The sequence below is a fragment of the Mumia xiangluensis genome, assembly GCF_010994095.1.
In the GTDB taxonomy this organism is placed as follows: Bacteria; Actinomycetota; Actinomycetes; order Propionibacteriales; family Nocardioidaceae; genus Mumia; species Mumia xiangluensis.
The window spans coordinates 1,298,414-1,314,123 of sequence record NZ_WJYO01000001.1; the positions used below are offsets into that span (position 1 = coordinate 1,298,414).

Genomic DNA, 15,710 nt, shown 5'->3' on the forward strand with positions numbered 1-15,710 from the left:
AATCGCCGCAAGCCGAGACCCGACGTCCGATTACGACGCGCGGTGACAACTTCGCCACGAGCGGGAGGCTCCGGCGAAGTACGACCGGCAATTTGCTTCGACGCCGTTGAGGATGTGTCGCACGCCCCCGTGGCGGCCGCCTGGGAAGGCCTCACCGTGCCCGTTCAATCACTACCTACGCCACCTCGGGTAAGTCGCCCGAACTTTAGCACCTTGGATACCAGTCATGGCGAGGCTGATTGTGGAGTCCATCGGATCGTTGGGTGCTGGTAGAGCCCGCGGCGCCGGTCGGTCGGTCGCGATGACGTTGGAGAGCCGAACCGTTGTCGGCGATGGACCTGGGTGGCCGATTGTTCAGCGATGCTGCGGCTGATGGCGTGAGCGATGATGACGCGGGGGTCGTCCCGAACTGCTGGGGGACGTTCGGCGTCGATGCTGAGCTCGTGATTGGTGGGGACGTAGATGTGAGTCCGTGCGCGTGCGCGGGTCATGGCGACGTAAAGAGATTCACGGGTAGCGGTGTCGTCGACGAGGACGTGGGCCGTGTCGACGGTGATGCCCTGTGCGCGGTGCGCGGTGACGGCGTAGCCGAGTTGGACGTGGTCGGAGACGTATCCGGCGGGAAGCTCGACGGTTTCGCCGGAGCGTGTGACGGTGAGCGTTCCGCCGACGGTTGTCGTGGTGACGGTCCAGTGATCGCCGTTCCTGACGAAGCCGCCGCGGGTCGTTCGAATCGCGCGATCGTTTCGCCGGGTGATGACGATGTCTCCTTCGCTGGCATGGGTTCCGTCATGCAGGTGCACTTGATCGGTTCCGTCGACTGCCCCGGTATGGATCCGCGCCGTGCGTGCGGTCGTGTTGAGCGCGCGGGCGTCCGCCTCGGTGCTGGTGATGATGACGCTTGCGAGCCCGCCCGTGGTGTCGTGGTCCCAGGCCTTGTAGGCGAGTTCGAGTAGGTGGGGTCCGCTGCCGGTGGTGATGCGGCCGTTGTCTTCGTAGTAGTGGAGGCCGTTGGAATCGCCGTGGCGGATCTTGAGGGTGGCGGCCGCTTCGTCGGGGTCGTGGAAGCGGTGGAGGGTGTCGAGTTCGGGTCCACCGATGTCGTCGACGAGGAGGCGGAAGGCACCGCCGGTTTCGACGGCGGACAGTTGGTAGGGGTCACCGAGGAGACGGACGACCGCGCCTGACGTGTTGGCGTGCTGGGTGAGCCAGTCGAGGCGTGCGGTGCCGGCAAGGCTGGCCTCGTCGACGAGCACGAGGTCACCCGGGCGCAGCCGTGCCCAATCGTCGTCGGCCGTCGATTCGGTGGTGAGGTGTTGGAACTTGTGGAGGTTCTCGGCACGGCAGCCGAGCTCGTCGGCAAGGACTTGCGCGGCAGTCGCCGACGGAGCGAGCGGGATGGCCCAAGCCGTTGACCAAAGGCACTCGGAGGCTCTCCGGGGAGGCCAAGGGTCGGGCCCGGGGCGTTCCCCGATCTGACCGGGCGAGCCGTCCCCGAAGATCGGTAGATGACGACTCCTCATGTGCACACCCGACGCCGTCGCGTAGGGGCGGCGCTCGCTGTCACCGCCGCAATCGCCCTCACCACCGCGATGGCCACGAGCGCGGGGGCGTCCACGGACGATCGCGCCGACCCTTCGTCCAGCGCGATGCAAGCCCGGGTCGACGACGTACGAGATGCCGGTGCCGTGGGTGTCCTTGCACAGGTGCGCCACGGACGGGCCGTGTGGAAGAGCACGAGCGGTGTGTCCGCGATCGGCGGACATCGCCCCGTGTCGCCGCAGAGCCGATATCGCGCGGGCAGCATCACCAAGACGTTCTTGTCGACTGTCGTCCTTCAGCTGGTCGCAGAGGGCCGGATCGGGTTGGACGACCCGGTCGAGGACTGGCTGCCGGGAACCATCCCAGGCGGGGACGAGATCGCCGTGCGGCACCTGCTCGGTCACACCAGCGGCCTCGCTGACTACCGGCGAACGCTCTCGCTTCCGCCGAGTCAACAGTTCATCGCCAATCGCTGGCGGACATGGACGGCCGCCGAGCTCGTGCAGCGTGCCGCGGCACTCCCTCGGGACTTCGATCCGCCCGGCTCACGCTTCGCGTACTCCAACACCAACTACACCCTGCTCGGCATGATCGTCGAGGCGGCGACGGGGCGTTCGTACGGTCACGAGATCACCGAGCGTCTGATCCGCCCCCTCCACCTGACACGGACCTCGATGCCCGGGACCAACCCGAGCATCCTCGGCCCGAGTCTTCGCGGGTATGCGCCGCTCCAGCCCGATCCCACATCCGATCGTCTGGTGCTGGTCGACTTCACCGCGGTGAACCCATCGTTGTTCGGCGCCGGTGGTGAGCTGATCTCCACCAACGCGGATCTCGAGCGCTTCTTCTCCGCGCTGCTGGGCGGGCGCCTCCTCACGCCCGAGCTCCTCGACGCCATGCTGACACCGAGCGTGACCGGCGGGCGCTACGGGCTGGGTCTCACCTGGCGCGAAACCGCGTGCGGCGTGCGGGTCTACGGCCATGACGGGGATGTGGTGTCGTACCAGGCGTACTCGTTCACCACGCTGGACCAGCAGCATCGGGCCACGATCGCCCTCACGCCGGACTTCAGCGGCGATCCGGACGACGCCGTCGATGCGTTCTTCGACGAAGCGTTCTGCGGTTCGCCGTCCTAGCGCCGCATCCCCAGTGGGACGCGAACCTCGAGCTTCGCAACCTGATGTCGCATCGGCGGCTGCGCACTCCGCGTGGATGCCTGAAGTACGACGTGCGGGTGCGAGTGCCGCGTTTCTCGCGAGAATTGAAGGGTCACGCCTCGTGGGCGTGGCGTCCACCCGCACTTCGAGCCCTCCCAGGAGAACCATGCCCACGCTGACCACCACCGATGGTGTCGAGATCTTCTACAAAGACTGGGGCAGCGGTCAGCCGATCGTCTTCAGCCACGGCTGGCCCCTGTCGTCCGACGACTGGGATTCCCAGATGATGTTCTTCCTCGACCAGGGCTTCCGCGTGGTCGCCCACGACCGCCGCGGGCACGGCCGGTCGGAGCAGGTGGCGACGGGCCACGACATGGACCACTACGCCGACGACCTCGCGGCCGTCGTACAGCACCTCGACCTCCGCGACTCCATCCACGTCGGTCACTCCACCGGCGGTGGGGAGGTGGTGCACTACCTCGCTCGCCACGGACAGGACCGCGCCAGCAAGGCCGTCCTGGTGAGCGCCGTCCCGCCGATCATGGTCAAGACCGAGAACAACCCGGGCGGACTGCCGAAGGAGTTCTTCGACGGCGTCCAGCACGAGGTCGCCACCCGACGGTCGGACTTCTTCCGCGAGTTCGCCGAGGGCCCCTTCTACGGCTACAACCGCCCTGACGCCGAGCCCAAGGAGGGCATCATCGCCAACTGGTGGCGCCAGGGGATGCAGGGTGGCGCCAAGGCCCACTACGACGGTGTGGTCGCCTTCTCGCAGACCGACTTCACCGCTGACCTGCGGGCCGTGACCCTCCCGACGCTCGTCCTGCACGGCGAGGACGACCAGGTCGTGCCGATCGCCGACTCCGCGGAGCTCTCGGCGAAGATCCTCCCCAACGGCACGTTGAAGACGTACCCGGGATTCCCGCACGGCATGCCCACCACCCACGCCAGCGTCATCAACGCAGACATCCTGGAGTTCATCCAGGCATGACCAGCGGCGGCGGTCGGTCCATCCGCGGAGGACCGACCGCCGGACGCGCTAGGCCGACCCGGCTCGCGGCGGCTGGAGGCGGTTGGTCGCCCACGCGACCGGGACGGGTCCGGGAACTCCGGGAATCGGCGTCCGTCAACTTGCCCGCGGTGCGACAGTGTTCGCGTGAACTTCGACCAGCCGCCGGTGGTACGCGTGTCGACGAACCCGAGTGCCCCGCCGCCCGATGATTGGTCTGTCGAGATTCCGGCTGTGCGGCAGCTCCTTGGCGATGGCCTCAGGCTCGCGTCAGGCGTGACGTTCCTGGTTGGAGAGAACGGATCGGGCAAGTCGACGATCGTGGAGGCGATCGCGGTCGCGTACGGGCTCTCTCCGGAGGGAGGGACCGCCTTCGGTCACCATCAGACGAGGAGCACCGAGTCGGTTCTGCATCGATCACTGTACCTGCAGCGGGGCATCGGGTCGGGGCGGTGGGGGTTCTTCCTGCGTGCAGAGACGATGCACGGCTGGTACACGTTTCTCGAGGAGAACCCGAGCCGCCACGATCCGGACTTCCATGCGATGAGTCACGGCGAGTCATTCCTCGCGGTGCTTGAGGCACGTTTCGACTCCCCAGGCTTCTACGTGCTCGACGAGCCCGAGGCGGCGCTTTCGTTTGCGTCGACGCTCGGACTGATGGCACGTCTTGACGCCCTCGCTCGCTCGGGCGCGCAGATCGTCTGTGCAACTCACTCGCCCGTCCTTGCCTCGCTCCCGGGTGCGCGAATCCTCGAGGTCGGGCCCTGGGGTCTCAGGGATGCTCACTGGGAGGATCTCGAGCTCGTGCGACATTGGCGCGCGTACCTCGAGCAACCCGAGCGCTACCTCCGGCACCTCCTTGAGGTCGACACCAAGAACCGGCACGGGGCCAATGGTTGAGCGAGGCCTTCGCCGACGACCCGCTGTGGTCGATCCAGGCGAGCGTCGAGCTCGGTGAGGTCACCGGTGGTGATCACCGCAGCGCGGCGAAGAAGGCGCGGACGTCGTCGACGAGCAGCGACGGCTCCTCCCACGCTGCGAAGTGCCCGCCGCGGTCAACATCGACCCAACGCACGATCGAGTGCTCCGTCTCGGCGTAGCGGCGGATGCCTACGTCGCCGGCGAAGACGATGACGCCGGTCGGAACGCCGCTCCGCGGAAGTGGATCTCCCCAGCTCTCCGCACTTGCGTATCCGACGTACGCCGACGAGGCAGCCGTGTCGGTGAGCCAGTACAGCATCACGTTCGTGAGCAGGCGATCCGTGCCGAGGACCTCGTGCGGGAGCGTCTCACGCGGGTACGTCCACTCGCGGAGCTTGTCGACGATCCACGCGAGCTGCCCGACCGGGGAGTCGGAGAGCCCCGCCGCGAGCGCTGACGGACGCGTCGACTGGATCGCGATGTAGCCGAACTGCTCCTGCATGAACTCGCCCACCCTGCGTACGCGATCGCGCTCGAGGTCTGTGAGGCTCGCAAGCTCATCGTCGTCGAGCGGTCCCGTCGGGACGCCGATGTTGCCGTTCAGGTGCACGCCCAGAACGGTGCTGCCGGGACTGCCATCACTCCCGGTCACCCGCGCCACCGCCGGCGAGACGCCCGCCCCGATGTCGCCGCCCTGGACGCCGTACCGGTCGTAACCGAGCCGGCGCATCAGCTCCGCCCACGTCCGGGCGATCCGCGTCTCGTCCCAGCCGGCGTCGTTCACCGGACCGGAGAAGCCGAACCCAGGCAGGCTCGGGATCACGACGTCGAACGCGGGCGCCGCCTCATCGCCGGACGTCGCGGGCTCGGTGAGCGGGCCGATGACGTCGAGGAACTCCACCACCGAGCCTGGCCAGCCGTGGGTCATGAGCAACGGAAGCGCTCCGGACTCCGATGAGCGCACGTGCAGGAAGTGGATCTGCTGCCCGTCGATCGTGGTGACGAACTGCGGATACGCGTTGAGTGCCGCCTCCTGCGCACGCCAGTCGTAGTCGTCGCGCCAGTACTTGACCAGTTCGCGCAGGTACGACGTTGGCACGCCGGTCGCCCAGCTGTCACCGGGCAGTGGTGACGTGAACCGCGTCCGCGCGAGGCGCTGCGCGAGGTCGTCGAGCTGTGCCTGCGGGACGTTGATCGTGAACGGAGTGATCGTCTCGTCGTCGTTTCGAGTCGTCGCCATGGTGCGACCGTATGAGCCATTCCGGACAAATAGGATCCTGATTTCTCGACGAGCACGAATCGTCGAGAGCAGAACAGGTATTTGTTCTCCACTCGGGCCGGACGCTAGCGTGCACCCATGCGGACTGCCGTGATGCGCGTCGTCGTCGACGCCGAGGGTCGCCTGTCGGCGGCGGACTGGGAGAACGGCCTCGAACGCCTCCGTGCCCGAGGGCGCGAGGTCGTCGCCACCCCGGCGCAGAGCCTGCCGGCCACGCGACGCGAGGTCGAGCTCGTCCTCGACGGGTTCGTGCCAGCCGACAGCGCCGTCTACGTTCAGGAGTGCGCGCAGGCCTTCGGGACCGCAGCATCCGCAGGAGTCGTCACGTACGTGAGCCGCGGGACCGACGACGATGCCCGCGGCGTGCTCGAGGCGTTCGGTGTCGACGGGTCGGTCGAGCGCATCATCGACGGCGGCGACGAGCTCGTCGCGGTGACGCTCGACCCCCTCAGCCTGCGGCGGGTCCCCGAGAGCAGGCTTCACACTGCACTTGAGGCAGCGCTCAACTGCGAGGTCCGCATCGTCGTCGGCAGCTGATCCTCAGCCGGTGTTGTCCACGGCCCCGCGGATCAGACTTTGCCGTACGAACGCATACGCGCGCGCCTCACTGCTCCGGGCATGCTCGTGGAACGGCGTCCACATCACCGAGCGGAAGTGGAAGCCGAGCTCTCGGGGATCGGCGATCGGCCGCCAGGCCCCGGTCTCGATCCCGCGTGAGGTCAGCGCTTCGAGTGACTTCAGACGCTTCTGGGTCGCCAGGTAGTAGTCGTGGAACGGACTGGTCGGAATCTCGCGCCCGGTCCAGCCCAGGTTCACGATCGCCGACTCCTCGCGGTACTCCCGGCTGGAGTGGACGAAGACGCGGCCCAGGGCGCTGAGGGTCTCTGACTCTGACGAGCCCGCCCCCACCACGGTGTCGAAGGCGTGATCGAGCCGACCTGCGTACACGTCGAGGATCTCGCGGAGCAGGGCTTCCTTGGAGTCGAACCGGCGGTACAGCGTCGCCATGCCCACGCCCGCCGAGTGGGCGACGTCCCGGATCGTCGTCGCCGCATAGCCACGACGCGCGAACTCCGTGCGCGCCGCGGCGACGACGGACTCCTTGACGCCTGACGGGTCGCTCGCGTCCTGCCGCCTCCAGTCGGCGACGACCTCCACGGCCGCGACGTACGCCGCCGACGCCTCGAGCGCCTCGTCGGTCGGGGCGGTGACCGCGACCCCGTGGAGCACGACGTCGCAGAGGTGCGAGGCGAGGTCTCGTGGGTCTGTCTCGAGCGGGTAGTACGTCGATGCGTAGAACGCCAGCCGTCCCAAGGTGAACCCGAGGAGTCCGCGGTCGACTGCGGGATGGGTGGCCTTCGGTGCGAGTGCTGTGATGGCGTCGCGCCATGCCCGCTCGAGCGCGGGCGAGCGGAGCTGCATCGCGGTGGTCAGGCGCTCGGACGCGACGCTCGGCGGCGCCTCGTAGGCCCGTAGCCGGATGGCAGCGGCGTTGCGGAAGCTGAGCGCGACGACGTCGGCGGCGAGCTCCTCGACGAGCTCCTCGGGAGTCCCGTCGTGGGTGCGGACGCGACGCGCTGCGACGAGCCCGACCTCGTTCAAGGAGCGCCCGAAGCTCGAGAGCAGGCCGATGGCGATGTCTTCCTTCGACGCGAAGTGGTGGTAGAGGCTGCCCGGCAGGACGCCCACCGCGTCGGCGATGTCGTGGATCGTGGTCGTCGCGTACCCAGACTCCTGGAAGAGGCGCGCCGCCATCGTCAGGATCTCGTCAGACCTGGCGCTGGAGGTGTGTGCGCTCGAGGCGAGCTGCCTAGGGGGGAGCGACGTCATGCCCCCAGTATGGAGGTCACCCACCGGCTCGTCAGCGCCTCGTCGAACCAAATGAGATCAAATATTCGTTCCGCTTGGGCTTCCCCAACCGTCCCGCGTCTGGCAATACTGGCTGTGACTCGAGTCACAGGGACGATCCACGTCGGCGCTTCGGCGCACGCGTGGCCAGCGGCGACCCGAAAGGAACCGAGGTGCCGGAGCGATCTCACCGCAGCGTGGACCGAGAGCGACGGATGCGGCTCGTCGAGGCGAGCGCGCGAAGCTCGCAGGCCGAGCACGCCTCGATCAGCACCTTCACGATCGCCGACTTTCTCGCGATGGGCATCACGCTCGAGGGTGAGCCCGTGGTCGTCGCGGGGGAGGAACACCTCGACCGGAGAATCCGGTGGCTCCACGTGACCGAGCTGGTGGACACCCACGGGCTGCTCCAGGGCGGCGAGCTGATCCTCGCCACCGGCGTCGGCCTCGCCGACTCGCCGGACGAGGGTGTCCGCTACGTCGACGCCCTCGCCGACGAGGGTGTCGCGGGTCTCGTCATCGAGCTGGGACGCAGGTTCTCCTCAGTCCCTCCGGAGATGATCCGTGCGTGCACGCGCAGAGGTCTCCCGCTGATCGCGCTGCGCCGGGAGGTGCCCTTCGTGAAGATGACCGAGGCGGCGCACTCGATCATCCTGATGGGCCAGCGCCGGCTGCTGCAGACCACCGCGATGGCGCACCAGCGCTTCACCGAGCTGGGAGCCGCCGACGCGACGGTGGACCAGCTGGTCGCCGCGGCAGGCGAGCTCGCCGAGGGGCAGATCGTCTTCTCCAACCTGATGTACCAGGTGCTTGCCGTGCACACGGTCGACGGCGTGGCCGACGATCTGCTGCGCCGGTGGAGCCGCAAGGCGTTCACGCTGACGCAGTCCTTCGGGACCCGGGTGGACGAGGCCGACCGCTGCGTGGTCGTGCCAGTGGAAGCACGCGGGCAGCAGCGGGGGCGGCTGGTGCTCTTCACCTCGGGCCCGCCGGACCCGGCACAGGTCATCGTCCTCGAGCGCGCTGCCTCGGCGCTGGCGATGCGTCTCCTCCTCGAGGACGACGACGTCGTGGTCGCGAACGCCCAACGGACCGTGCTTGCGGACCTCGTCTCCGGTCGCTGCGGGCGGACCGAGTCGATCCACGCGCGCTCGGCCGCGCTCGGGCACCCGACGCGTCATCGCCACTACCTCCCGGTGATCGTGGCCCCGGACCGGGAGCGTGACCTGCGCTCGGTTCTGGCTCGTGCGCTCGACGACGCACAGGTCGACGCCCTCGTCGGGCGGCTGACACCTGAGCGGTGGGGCGTGCTGCTCCTGCTCAAGCACGCTGACACCTCGGCGGCCGACACGTTCGCCGCGAAGGTCGTGCTGGCGTGCGACGACGCGGGCATCGCGGTTCCGACGCTCGGCCGTGGCGCCGTCGTCTCTGACCTCGCGGAGGTCGGGAGGTCGTTCGCCGAGGCGAGCGACGTCGCCTCCGCGGCGCGTGCGACCAGCCCGGCACGGGGGCAGCGCACCCTCTACTCGATCGACGACATCTTGCTGAGGGGCCTCCTTTACACGTTGCGGCACGATGCCCGACTCCAGGCGTTCGTCGAGCGGACGCTCGGGCCGCTGCAGCTGCGTGATGCGCTCGACGGGGGCGACTGGGTCCGGACCCTCGCGGCCTATCTCCGGCTGCGCGGCAACAAGTCGCTCGCCGCTCAGGAGCTCGGGATCTCGCGGCCGACGTTGTACGAACGTCTTGCGCGGATCCAGCGTCTCCTGGGCGTGGACCTCGACGATCCCGAGACGACAACCTCGTTGCACGCCGCAATCATGGTGATCGAGTCGACGGCTGGTGACGCCTCCTCGACCTCTGCCCTGCTCTCGCCGCTGATCGTTCAGGCGCAGGCAGGGGCCTGACCGCGCGCTGTTGACAGCGTGTCAGGAACACGGTGCCGCCTCTGACACCCTGTGCATACCCACCAACCAGTTGGTTGCCTATCTTGTGAGGAAAGTCGCAGTGGCGGCCATCACACAGCCGGCTCGGTGGCGTGTCCCGTCGAGCGACCCGTTCCGGTGTCGTACGAGGAAGGAAATGCTGATGAAGGGTTGGCGGGTCAAATCGCGGTCCCTGACCGTGGCGGTCGCGCTCGGTCTGGTGCTGGCGGGGTGCGGTGGAGGAGGCTCCGACGACGACGGGGGGCCTGTCGGAGAACCGAAGCAGGGCGGGACCCTGACGTACGCCGTGAATGTCGAGACCGTCTCGCTCGATCCCGCGTTCTGCACCCTGTCGTTCGACCGCTGCGCACCGATCTTCGGGACGTTGCTGCGCTACGACGTCGACAAGCAGCAGTTCGTCGGCCAGATGGCGGAGTCGTTCGAGAGCACCGACGGCAAGAGCTGGACGCTGAAGCTGCGTGACGGCGTCACGTTCAGCGACGGGACGCCGTACGACGCCGAGGCTGTCGTCTACAACTGGGACCGCATCAAGGATCCCAAGACCTTGGCGCCCTCGGCGCGCTACACGCAAGGGCTGACCTGGAAGGTCGTCGATCCGTTGACGGTCGCCGTGACGTCGGAGGTTCCCAACTTCCAGCTCCCGTGGGCACTGACGCAGGGCCTGAGCACGATCGGGTCCCCGAAGGCCATCGAGGCGGCCGGAGAGGACATCGCGAACTCCCCGGTCGGAGCAGGCCCGTTCGTGCTGGACAAGTGGACACGCAACTCCCAGGCGGAGTACTCCCGCAACAAGACGTACTTCGAGGAGGGTCTCCCGTACCTCGACAAGCTCGTGATCAAGGTCATCGGGGCCGACGACCAGCGGCTCAACGCCCTGCGCAGCGGCGAGATCGATGTCGACTGGTCGCTCCTGACGAAGGACGCGAAGGCGATCGACAGCGAGGGCGGCTACGACATCTACCGGGTGCCGCTCAACGGTGGCACCGGCCTGCAGTTCAACCTCAAGGACCCGGTCGTCTCCGACGAGGGTCTGCGGCAGGCGTTGCTGAGCGCGTTCGACAGCGCCCAGATCAACAACGCCGTCTACCCGGGTGACGAGCCGGTCGACGCGTTCCTGAGGCCGGACAGCCCGTACCGGGACGACGCCCTCGGGAAGTTCCCCGAGAAGGACCTCGACGAGGCACAGCGTCTCTTCGACGACTACCTCGAGCGGACCGGCAAGACGAGCGAGACGGTCACGTTCCTCTGCTATGCCGGCATCCCGGCTCTCGAGCAGGTCGCCCAGCTCATCCAGTCGCAGATGTCGAAGATCGAGGGCCTGGAGTTCAAGCTCGAGCCGGTCGACGGGGCGACGCTCTCGCAGCGCTCCACGGCGCGGGACTTCCAGACCATCATGGGCGCCTCGCTGTCGCAGGACATGGACCGGCTCTACTCCGTCTTCCACACCGACGCCCCGCTCAACGTCATGGGCTACTCCAACCCGACGGTCGACGAGGCGCTGGACACGACACGTCGCTCGAACGACCCGGCCGAGGTCGAGAAGGCGTACCAGGTGGTCAACGGCGAGCTGTCGAAGGACGGACCGCTCAGGAACTGGCGCTACCAGACCGGACACCTCTTCGCGAACGACAAGGTCCAGGGCATCGTGCTCGCCGGCACGTCGTCGGGAGCGAGCGCGTACTGGCAGTACGCGTGGCTCAACGAGTAGTCCCCCGGTAGTCCGCCCTTCGGTGGGTGCGGGGGAACCCTCCCTGCCCCGCACCCACCGAACCGACAGCGAGTGAACGGATGGTCGAGACATGAACGCGGTGGTCTGGAGACGACGTGCTGGTTCAGTGGCGAGGTTCTTCCTCCTCCTGTTCCTGGTCACGGTGGCGGTCTTCCTGCTCCTCGATCTGATCCCTGGCAGCCCGGTCGACGCGATCCTCCCGCCGGAGGCGACGCCCGAGCAGCGCGCCGCGGCGGCGGAGCAGTACGGCCTCAACGACCCGATGTGGCAGCGGTACCTCGATTGGCTCGGCGGGATCCTCCAGGGGGACTTCGGGCGCTCGTTCCAGACAGGACTGAGCGTCTCGGACCAGATCCTCGAACGTGCACCGGTGTCGATCGAGCTGGCCGTCCTCGCGATGATCGTCGCGCTCGCCGTCTCGATCCCGGTCGGCGTGTGGTCGGCCTACCGCCCCGGCAGCGTGGTGGACCGCGTGTCGACCTTCATGATCTCGGCGACGCTGGCCACGCCCGCGTTCGTGCTCGGCATCCTCCTGGTCTACGTCTTCGCGGTGAAGCTCGGCTGGCTCCCGGTGCTCGGGTGGGTGCCGTTCTCGGAAGACCCCGCAGAGCACATCAAACGGCTGATCCTGCCGGTGCTGACACTGGCGGCCGGCGAGTGCGTCCTGTTCACGCGGTTGCTCAAGGGCGACATGATGGCGACCCTCCAGCAGGACCACGTGCTCTCCGCCCGCGCACGAGGGCTCCCCACCCGGAGCATCCTCACCCGGCACTCCCTACGGCAGTCGTCCTTCTCTCTCGTGACGGTCTCGGGCGTGGTCATCGGTCGCCTCATCGGCGGCACTGTCCTCGTGGAGGCGATCTTCTCGCTCCCTGGGATGGGGACGATGGTGATCACCGCCATCCAGTCACGCGACTACATCGTCGTGCAGGCCGTCGTGCTCCTGAGCGCCATCGTCTACCTGTCCATGAACACCCTCGTGGACCTCTCGTACCCCCTGCTCGACCCCCGCGTGAGGAAGGTGAGGACGTCATGACCGAGCTCGTCCAGCAGCGCCCCGGGCCGGAGAGCGTGACTGAGATCGAAGCGCCGCTCGAGGTGTTCGACGAGCACGTGAGACCGGTACGGCGCCGCCGCGACTTCGGAGCGCTCTTCGGCGTGGTCTGGATCGCGCTCGTCGCGCTGGCGGCGCTCCTGGCCGGCGTGCTGCCGATACCGGACCCGAACGAGGTGACCAACTCCTTCAGCGCGATGCCGTCCGCAGACCACCTGCTCGGCACCGACGCGATCGGCCGGGACGTGCTGTCGCGGATCATCTACGGCGCTCGGGTCTCGATGGCGGTCGCGATCGGGGCGACGAGCCTGTCGCTCCTCATCGGGGTCACCATCGGGATGGTCGCCGGATACTTCCGGGGCGCTGCCGACGCGACCAGCTCGCTGTTCGTGAACTTCATGCTGGCGTTCCCGCCGCTGATCTTCTTGATCGCCGTCGTCACCGCGCTCCAGCCGGGGTTGCTCACCCTCGTCGTCGCACTCGCGCTCGTCGGCATCCCCAACTTCGCCCGGGTGGCGCGCGCCAACACGATCGCGTTCGCCGATCGGGAGTTCGTCACCGCCGCGAAGGCGCTGGGCGCGCGGCCGCTGCGCATCTTGACGCGCGAGCTCCTCGTCAACGTGATGCTGCCGATCCTCTCCCTGGCCTTGGTGGTGATGGCCACGCTCGTCGTCGCCGAGGGCAGCCTCAGCTTCCTCGGGGTCGGCGTCCCACCGCCGACGCCGAGCTGGGGCGGCATGTTGGCCGCGGGGCGCGAATCGCTCAGCGAGGAGCCGCAGCTCGTCCTGGTGCCCGCCCTGTTCTTCTTCCTCACTGTCTTCTCGTTCAACAGGCTCGGCGACTGGGCACGGGGCCGCGTCGGAAGGGAGTCCTCGATATGAGCACCGGTACGGAACCGTACGTGGACGACGTCGTGGTCGATGACGCCGGGCAGCAGGAGAGCTTCCTCGAGGTCGAGAACCTCAGGGTGTGGTTCGGCACGCCCCGCGGGATGGTCCGCGCGGTCGACGGCGTCGACCTGCAGCTGCGGAAGGGGGAGACGCTCGGCGTCGTCGGGGAGTCGGGCTCGGGCAAGTCGGTGCTCTCGCGAGCGATCATGAAGATCCTGGCTCCGAACGCACGCGTCCTCGACGGGAGCCGTATCCGGCTGGACGGCGTCGACCTCGCCACCGTGAACCCCAAGAAGAACCGGCACCTGTGGGGTGTCGACCTTTCGATGGTGTTCCAGGACCCCATGACGTCGTTGACCCCGGTGATCACGGTCGGCAAGCAGCTGACCGAGACCCTGCGCTACCACCTCGACCTGGACGCCAAGGCGGCGCGCGCGGAGGCTGTACGACTCCTTCGCCTCGTCGGCATCCCGGAGCCGGAGAAGCGGTTCGACCAGTACCCGCACGAGCTCTCGGGTGGGATGAGGCAGCGGGTCACGATCGCGTTGGCGATCTCCTGCTCGCCGAAGCTCCTCATCGCCGACGAGCCGACGACCGCGCTCGACGTCACGGTGCAGCACCAGATCCTCAACCTGCTGAGGGACCTCCAGGCGAGCTCCGGGATGTCGATGATCCTCATCACCCACGACCTCGGCGTCGTCGCGGGGCGTACCGACAACATCGCCGTGATGTACGCCGGGCGCGTCGTCGAGATGGCGCCGACCCGCCGCCTCTTCTCCCACATGCGTCACCCGTACACGCGGGCGCTCATCGACGCGATCCCGAAGCTCGACCATCCGAGCCACACGCGGCTGGCGTCGATCCCCGGCCGACCACCGACCATCGTCGATCCACCGCCGGGATGCAGCTTCGCCGCTCGGTGCCCGTCGGCCCAGGACCGCTGCACGAAGGAGACGCCGACCTTGGTGACGACACCGGACTCCGAGCGCCACTCTGCGGCGTGCTTCTTCCCGCTCGGGACGCCCGAGGGAGACGTCGCTCGCCGGCGGAACATCGAGGCAGGCGTCACTGCCGCCGGAACGCCCGTCCTGTCCGGGGTGACGGTCTGATGGCCGGCAGCGGGACCGCGCACCTGCGCGACGAGGACGACATCGTGCTCAGCGTCCGGAACCTCACCGTCGAGTACGTCGGAAGCCGGGGCGAGCGTGTCTTCGCCGTGTCGGACGTCAGCTTCGACGCTAGGCGAGGCGAGACGATCGGCCTGGTCGGCGAGTCCGGGTGCGGCAAGTCGAGCGTCGCGAAGGCGGTCATGCAGCTGCCTGCACCGACGTCGGGCTCGATCGTCCTCGAAGGTGCGGAGATCGCGGGCGTGAAGGGTGCAGCCCTGCGACGGCAGCGGCGCAAGCTGCAGATGATCTTCCAGGACCCCATCTCGTCGCTGAACCCGCTGCGCAAGGTGAAGGACATCATCGCCGAAGGGCTCCGCGTCCAGGGCGGTACCAGCAAGAAGGAGGTCGCGGCCCGGGTCCAGTCGATGATCGAAAGAGTCGGGCTCGACCCGGACACGGCGGCCGACCGACGTCCGCACGAGTTCTCGGGCGGGCAGTGCCAGCGCATCTCCATCGCCCGCGCGATGGTGCTCGACCCCGAGGTGCTCATCTGCGACGAGCCGGTCTCCGCGCTCGACGTGTCCGTCCAGGCGCAGATCATGAACCTGCTCGAGGAGATGAAGGAGCGCTACCAGCTCACGATGGTCTTCATCGCCCACGATCTCGCGGTGGTCAAGAACCTGAGCGACCGGATCGTCGTGATGTACCTCGGCAAGGTCTGTGAGGTCGCTGACGCAGACGACCTGTTCGCGTCACCGGCGCACCCGTACACACGCGCGCTGGCCCAGTCGATCCCAGAACCGGATCCCGAGGCGCAGATCCAGGAGGCGGCCCTCTCCGGTGACCTCCCCTCCCCGTTGAACCCACCGACGGGGTGCCGCTTCCGCACGAGATGTCCCTTGGCGCAGGAGATCTGCGCGACGGACGAGCCGGAGGTCCGCGAGGTGCGTCCGGGTCGCTTCGCGGCCTGCCACTTCCCGCTCGACGAGTCGGCGACGGACGAGCCGCCGCTGGACGCGTCGGCGGACCTCGACCACTCCGCAGAGCGCGCGGTGGTCGCATGACACAACGAGAGGAAGGCATACGGATGGCTGAAGGAGAGGTCGAGGTCAACGGCGGGGTCGTGGTGTACGAGTTCGTCGGGCCGGAGGACGGTGAGGTGGTCGTGCTGACGCCGGGTGGTCGGTTCAGCAAGGACTACGGCGGTGTCCATGAGCTGGCGGAGG

The 15,710-nt window shown here is 68.1% G+C and carries 13 protein-coding genes; 10 read left to right on the top strand and 3 right to left on the bottom strand.

Going from position 1 to position 15,710, the window contains the following annotated elements:
* Positions 1-224: 224 nt before the first annotated feature.
* Positions 225-1,523 (bottom strand): ATP-dependent DNA helicase, encoded by a 1,299-nt coding sequence (locus tag GH747_RS06070; RefSeq protein WP_149768591.1) that lies wholly within the window; start codon positions 1,521-1,523, stop codon positions 225-227.
* Here GH747_RS06070 and GH747_RS06075 point away from each other — a divergent pair.
* The 3 genes from GH747_RS06075 to GH747_RS06085 all read left to right on the top strand — a co-directional run bounded on the left by GH747_RS06075 (position 1,509) and on the right by GH747_RS06085 (position 4,608).
* Positions 1,509-2,678 (top strand): serine hydrolase domain-containing protein, encoded by a 1,170-nt coding sequence (locus GH747_RS06075; protein ID WP_228552791.1) that lies wholly within the window; start codon positions 1,509-1,511, stop codon positions 2,676-2,678. The genes GH747_RS06070 and GH747_RS06075 overlap by 15 nt on opposite strands.
* A 187-nt stretch (positions 2,679-2,865) precedes the next feature.
* Positions 2,866-3,690 carry an alpha/beta fold hydrolase gene (locus GH747_RS06080; protein WP_149768592.1) on the top strand — a complete coding sequence of 275 codons (825 nt, stop codon included), beginning with the start codon at positions 2,866-2,868 and terminating at the stop codon, positions 3,688-3,690.
* 165 nt (positions 3,691-3,855) lie between these two features.
* A complete protein-coding gene (locus GH747_RS06085) occupies positions 3,856-4,608 on the top strand; it encodes an AAA family ATPase (RefSeq protein ID WP_149768593.1) in 753 nt (250 codons plus the stop codon).
* Between the two features lie 73 nt (positions 4,609-4,681).
* On the opposite strand, the gene GH747_RS06090 is transcribed toward GH747_RS06085, so the two are convergent.
* A complete protein-coding gene (locus tag GH747_RS06090; protein ID WP_149768594.1) occupies positions 4,682-5,869 on the bottom strand; it encodes an epoxide hydrolase family protein in 1,188 nt (395 codons plus the stop codon).
* 117 nt (positions 5,870-5,986) lie between these two features.
* On the opposite strand from GH747_RS06090, the gene GH747_RS06095 reads away from it, so the two are divergent.
* Positions 5,987-6,445: a hypothetical protein gene (locus GH747_RS06095; RefSeq protein WP_149768595.1), complete on the top strand. Its 459-nt coding sequence runs from the start codon at positions 5,987-5,989 to the stop codon at positions 6,443-6,445.
* A 3-nt stretch (positions 6,446-6,448) separates the two neighbouring features.
* Here the strand turns inward: GH747_RS06095 and GH747_RS06100 are convergent, their stop codons facing one another.
* On the bottom strand, positions 6,449-7,738 hold the full coding sequence (locus GH747_RS06100; RefSeq protein ID WP_149768596.1) for a TetR/AcrR family transcriptional regulator: 1,290 nt from the start codon (positions 7,736-7,738) through the stop codon (positions 6,449-6,451).
* Between the two features lie 191 nt (positions 7,739-7,929).
* Between GH747_RS06100 and GH747_RS06105 the strand changes: the two genes are divergently transcribed.
* From GH747_RS06105 to GH747_RS06130, 6 genes are all read left to right on the top strand, one after another.
* A complete protein-coding gene (locus tag GH747_RS06105; RefSeq protein ID WP_149768597.1) occupies positions 7,930-9,663 on the top strand; it encodes a PucR family transcriptional regulator in 1,734 nt (577 codons plus the stop codon).
* Positions 9,664-9,844: 181 nt separating this feature from the next.
* A complete protein-coding gene (locus GH747_RS06110; RefSeq protein WP_163695305.1) occupies positions 9,845-11,410 on the top strand; it encodes an ABC transporter substrate-binding protein in 1,566 nt (521 codons plus the stop codon).
* 91 nt (positions 11,411-11,501) lie between these two features.
* Positions 11,502-12,467: an ABC transporter permease gene (locus GH747_RS06115; RefSeq protein WP_149768599.1), complete on the top strand. Its 966-nt coding sequence runs from the start codon at positions 11,502-11,504 to the stop codon at positions 12,465-12,467.
* Positions 12,464-13,366 (top strand): ABC transporter permease, encoded by a 903-nt coding sequence (locus GH747_RS06120; RefSeq protein ID WP_149768600.1) that lies wholly within the window; start codon positions 12,464-12,466, stop codon positions 13,364-13,366. Before GH747_RS06115 ends, GH747_RS06120 begins: the two co-directional genes overlap by 4 nt.
* Complete coding sequence (locus GH747_RS06125; protein ID WP_149768601.1) at positions 13,363-14,484, top strand: ABC transporter ATP-binding protein; 1,122 nt, start codon at positions 13,363-13,365, stop codon at positions 14,482-14,484. The genes GH747_RS06120 and GH747_RS06125 overlap by 4 nt, the downstream gene beginning before the upstream one ends.
* Positions 14,484-15,548: an ABC transporter ATP-binding protein gene (locus GH747_RS06130; RefSeq protein ID WP_149768602.1), complete on the top strand. Its 1,065-nt coding sequence runs from the start codon at positions 14,484-14,486 to the stop codon at positions 15,546-15,548. Before GH747_RS06125 ends, GH747_RS06130 begins: the two co-directional genes overlap by 1 nt.
* Positions 15,549-15,710 lie beyond the last annotated feature (162 nt).

What these genes read in the sequence shown, in the direction of transcription:
- GH747_RS06075 (WP_228552791.1), top strand. Translation starts at nt 1,509, where the DNA reads ATGACGACTCCTCATGTGCACACCCGACGCCGTCGCGTAGGGGCGGCG.
- GH747_RS06070 (WP_149768591.1), bottom strand. Translation starts at nt 1,523, where the DNA reads ATGAGGAGTCGTCATCTACCGATCTTCGGGGACGGCTCGCCCGGTCAG.
- GH747_RS06080 (WP_149768592.1), top strand. Translation starts at nt 2,866, where the DNA reads ATGCCCACGCTGACCACCACCGATGGTGTCGAGATCTTCTACAAAGAC.
- GH747_RS06090 (WP_149768594.1), bottom strand. Translation starts at nt 5,869, where the DNA reads ATGGCGACGACTCGAAACGACGACGAGACGATCACTCCGTTCACGATC.
- GH747_RS06095 (WP_149768595.1), top strand. Translation starts at nt 5,987, where the DNA reads ATGCGGACTGCCGTGATGCGCGTCGTCGTCGACGCCGAGGGTCGCCTG.
- GH747_RS06100 (WP_149768596.1), bottom strand. Translation starts at nt 7,738, where the DNA reads ATGACGTCGCTCCCCCCTAGGCAGCTCGCCTCGAGCGCACACACCTCC.
- GH747_RS06110 (WP_163695305.1), top strand. Translation starts at nt 9,845, where the DNA reads ATGAAGGGTTGGCGGGTCAAATCGCGGTCCCTGACCGTGGCGGTCGCG.
- GH747_RS06115 (WP_149768599.1), top strand. Translation starts at nt 11,502, where the DNA reads ATGAACGCGGTGGTCTGGAGACGACGTGCTGGTTCAGTGGCGAGGTTC.
- GH747_RS06120 (WP_149768600.1), top strand. Translation starts at nt 12,464, where the DNA reads ATGACCGAGCTCGTCCAGCAGCGCCCCGGGCCGGAGAGCGTGACTGAG.
- GH747_RS06125 (WP_149768601.1), top strand. Translation starts at nt 13,363, where the DNA reads ATGAGCACCGGTACGGAACCGTACGTGGACGACGTCGTGGTCGATGAC.
- GH747_RS06130 (WP_149768602.1), top strand. Translation starts at nt 14,484, where the DNA reads ATGGCCGGCAGCGGGACCGCGCACCTGCGCGACGAGGACGACATCGTG.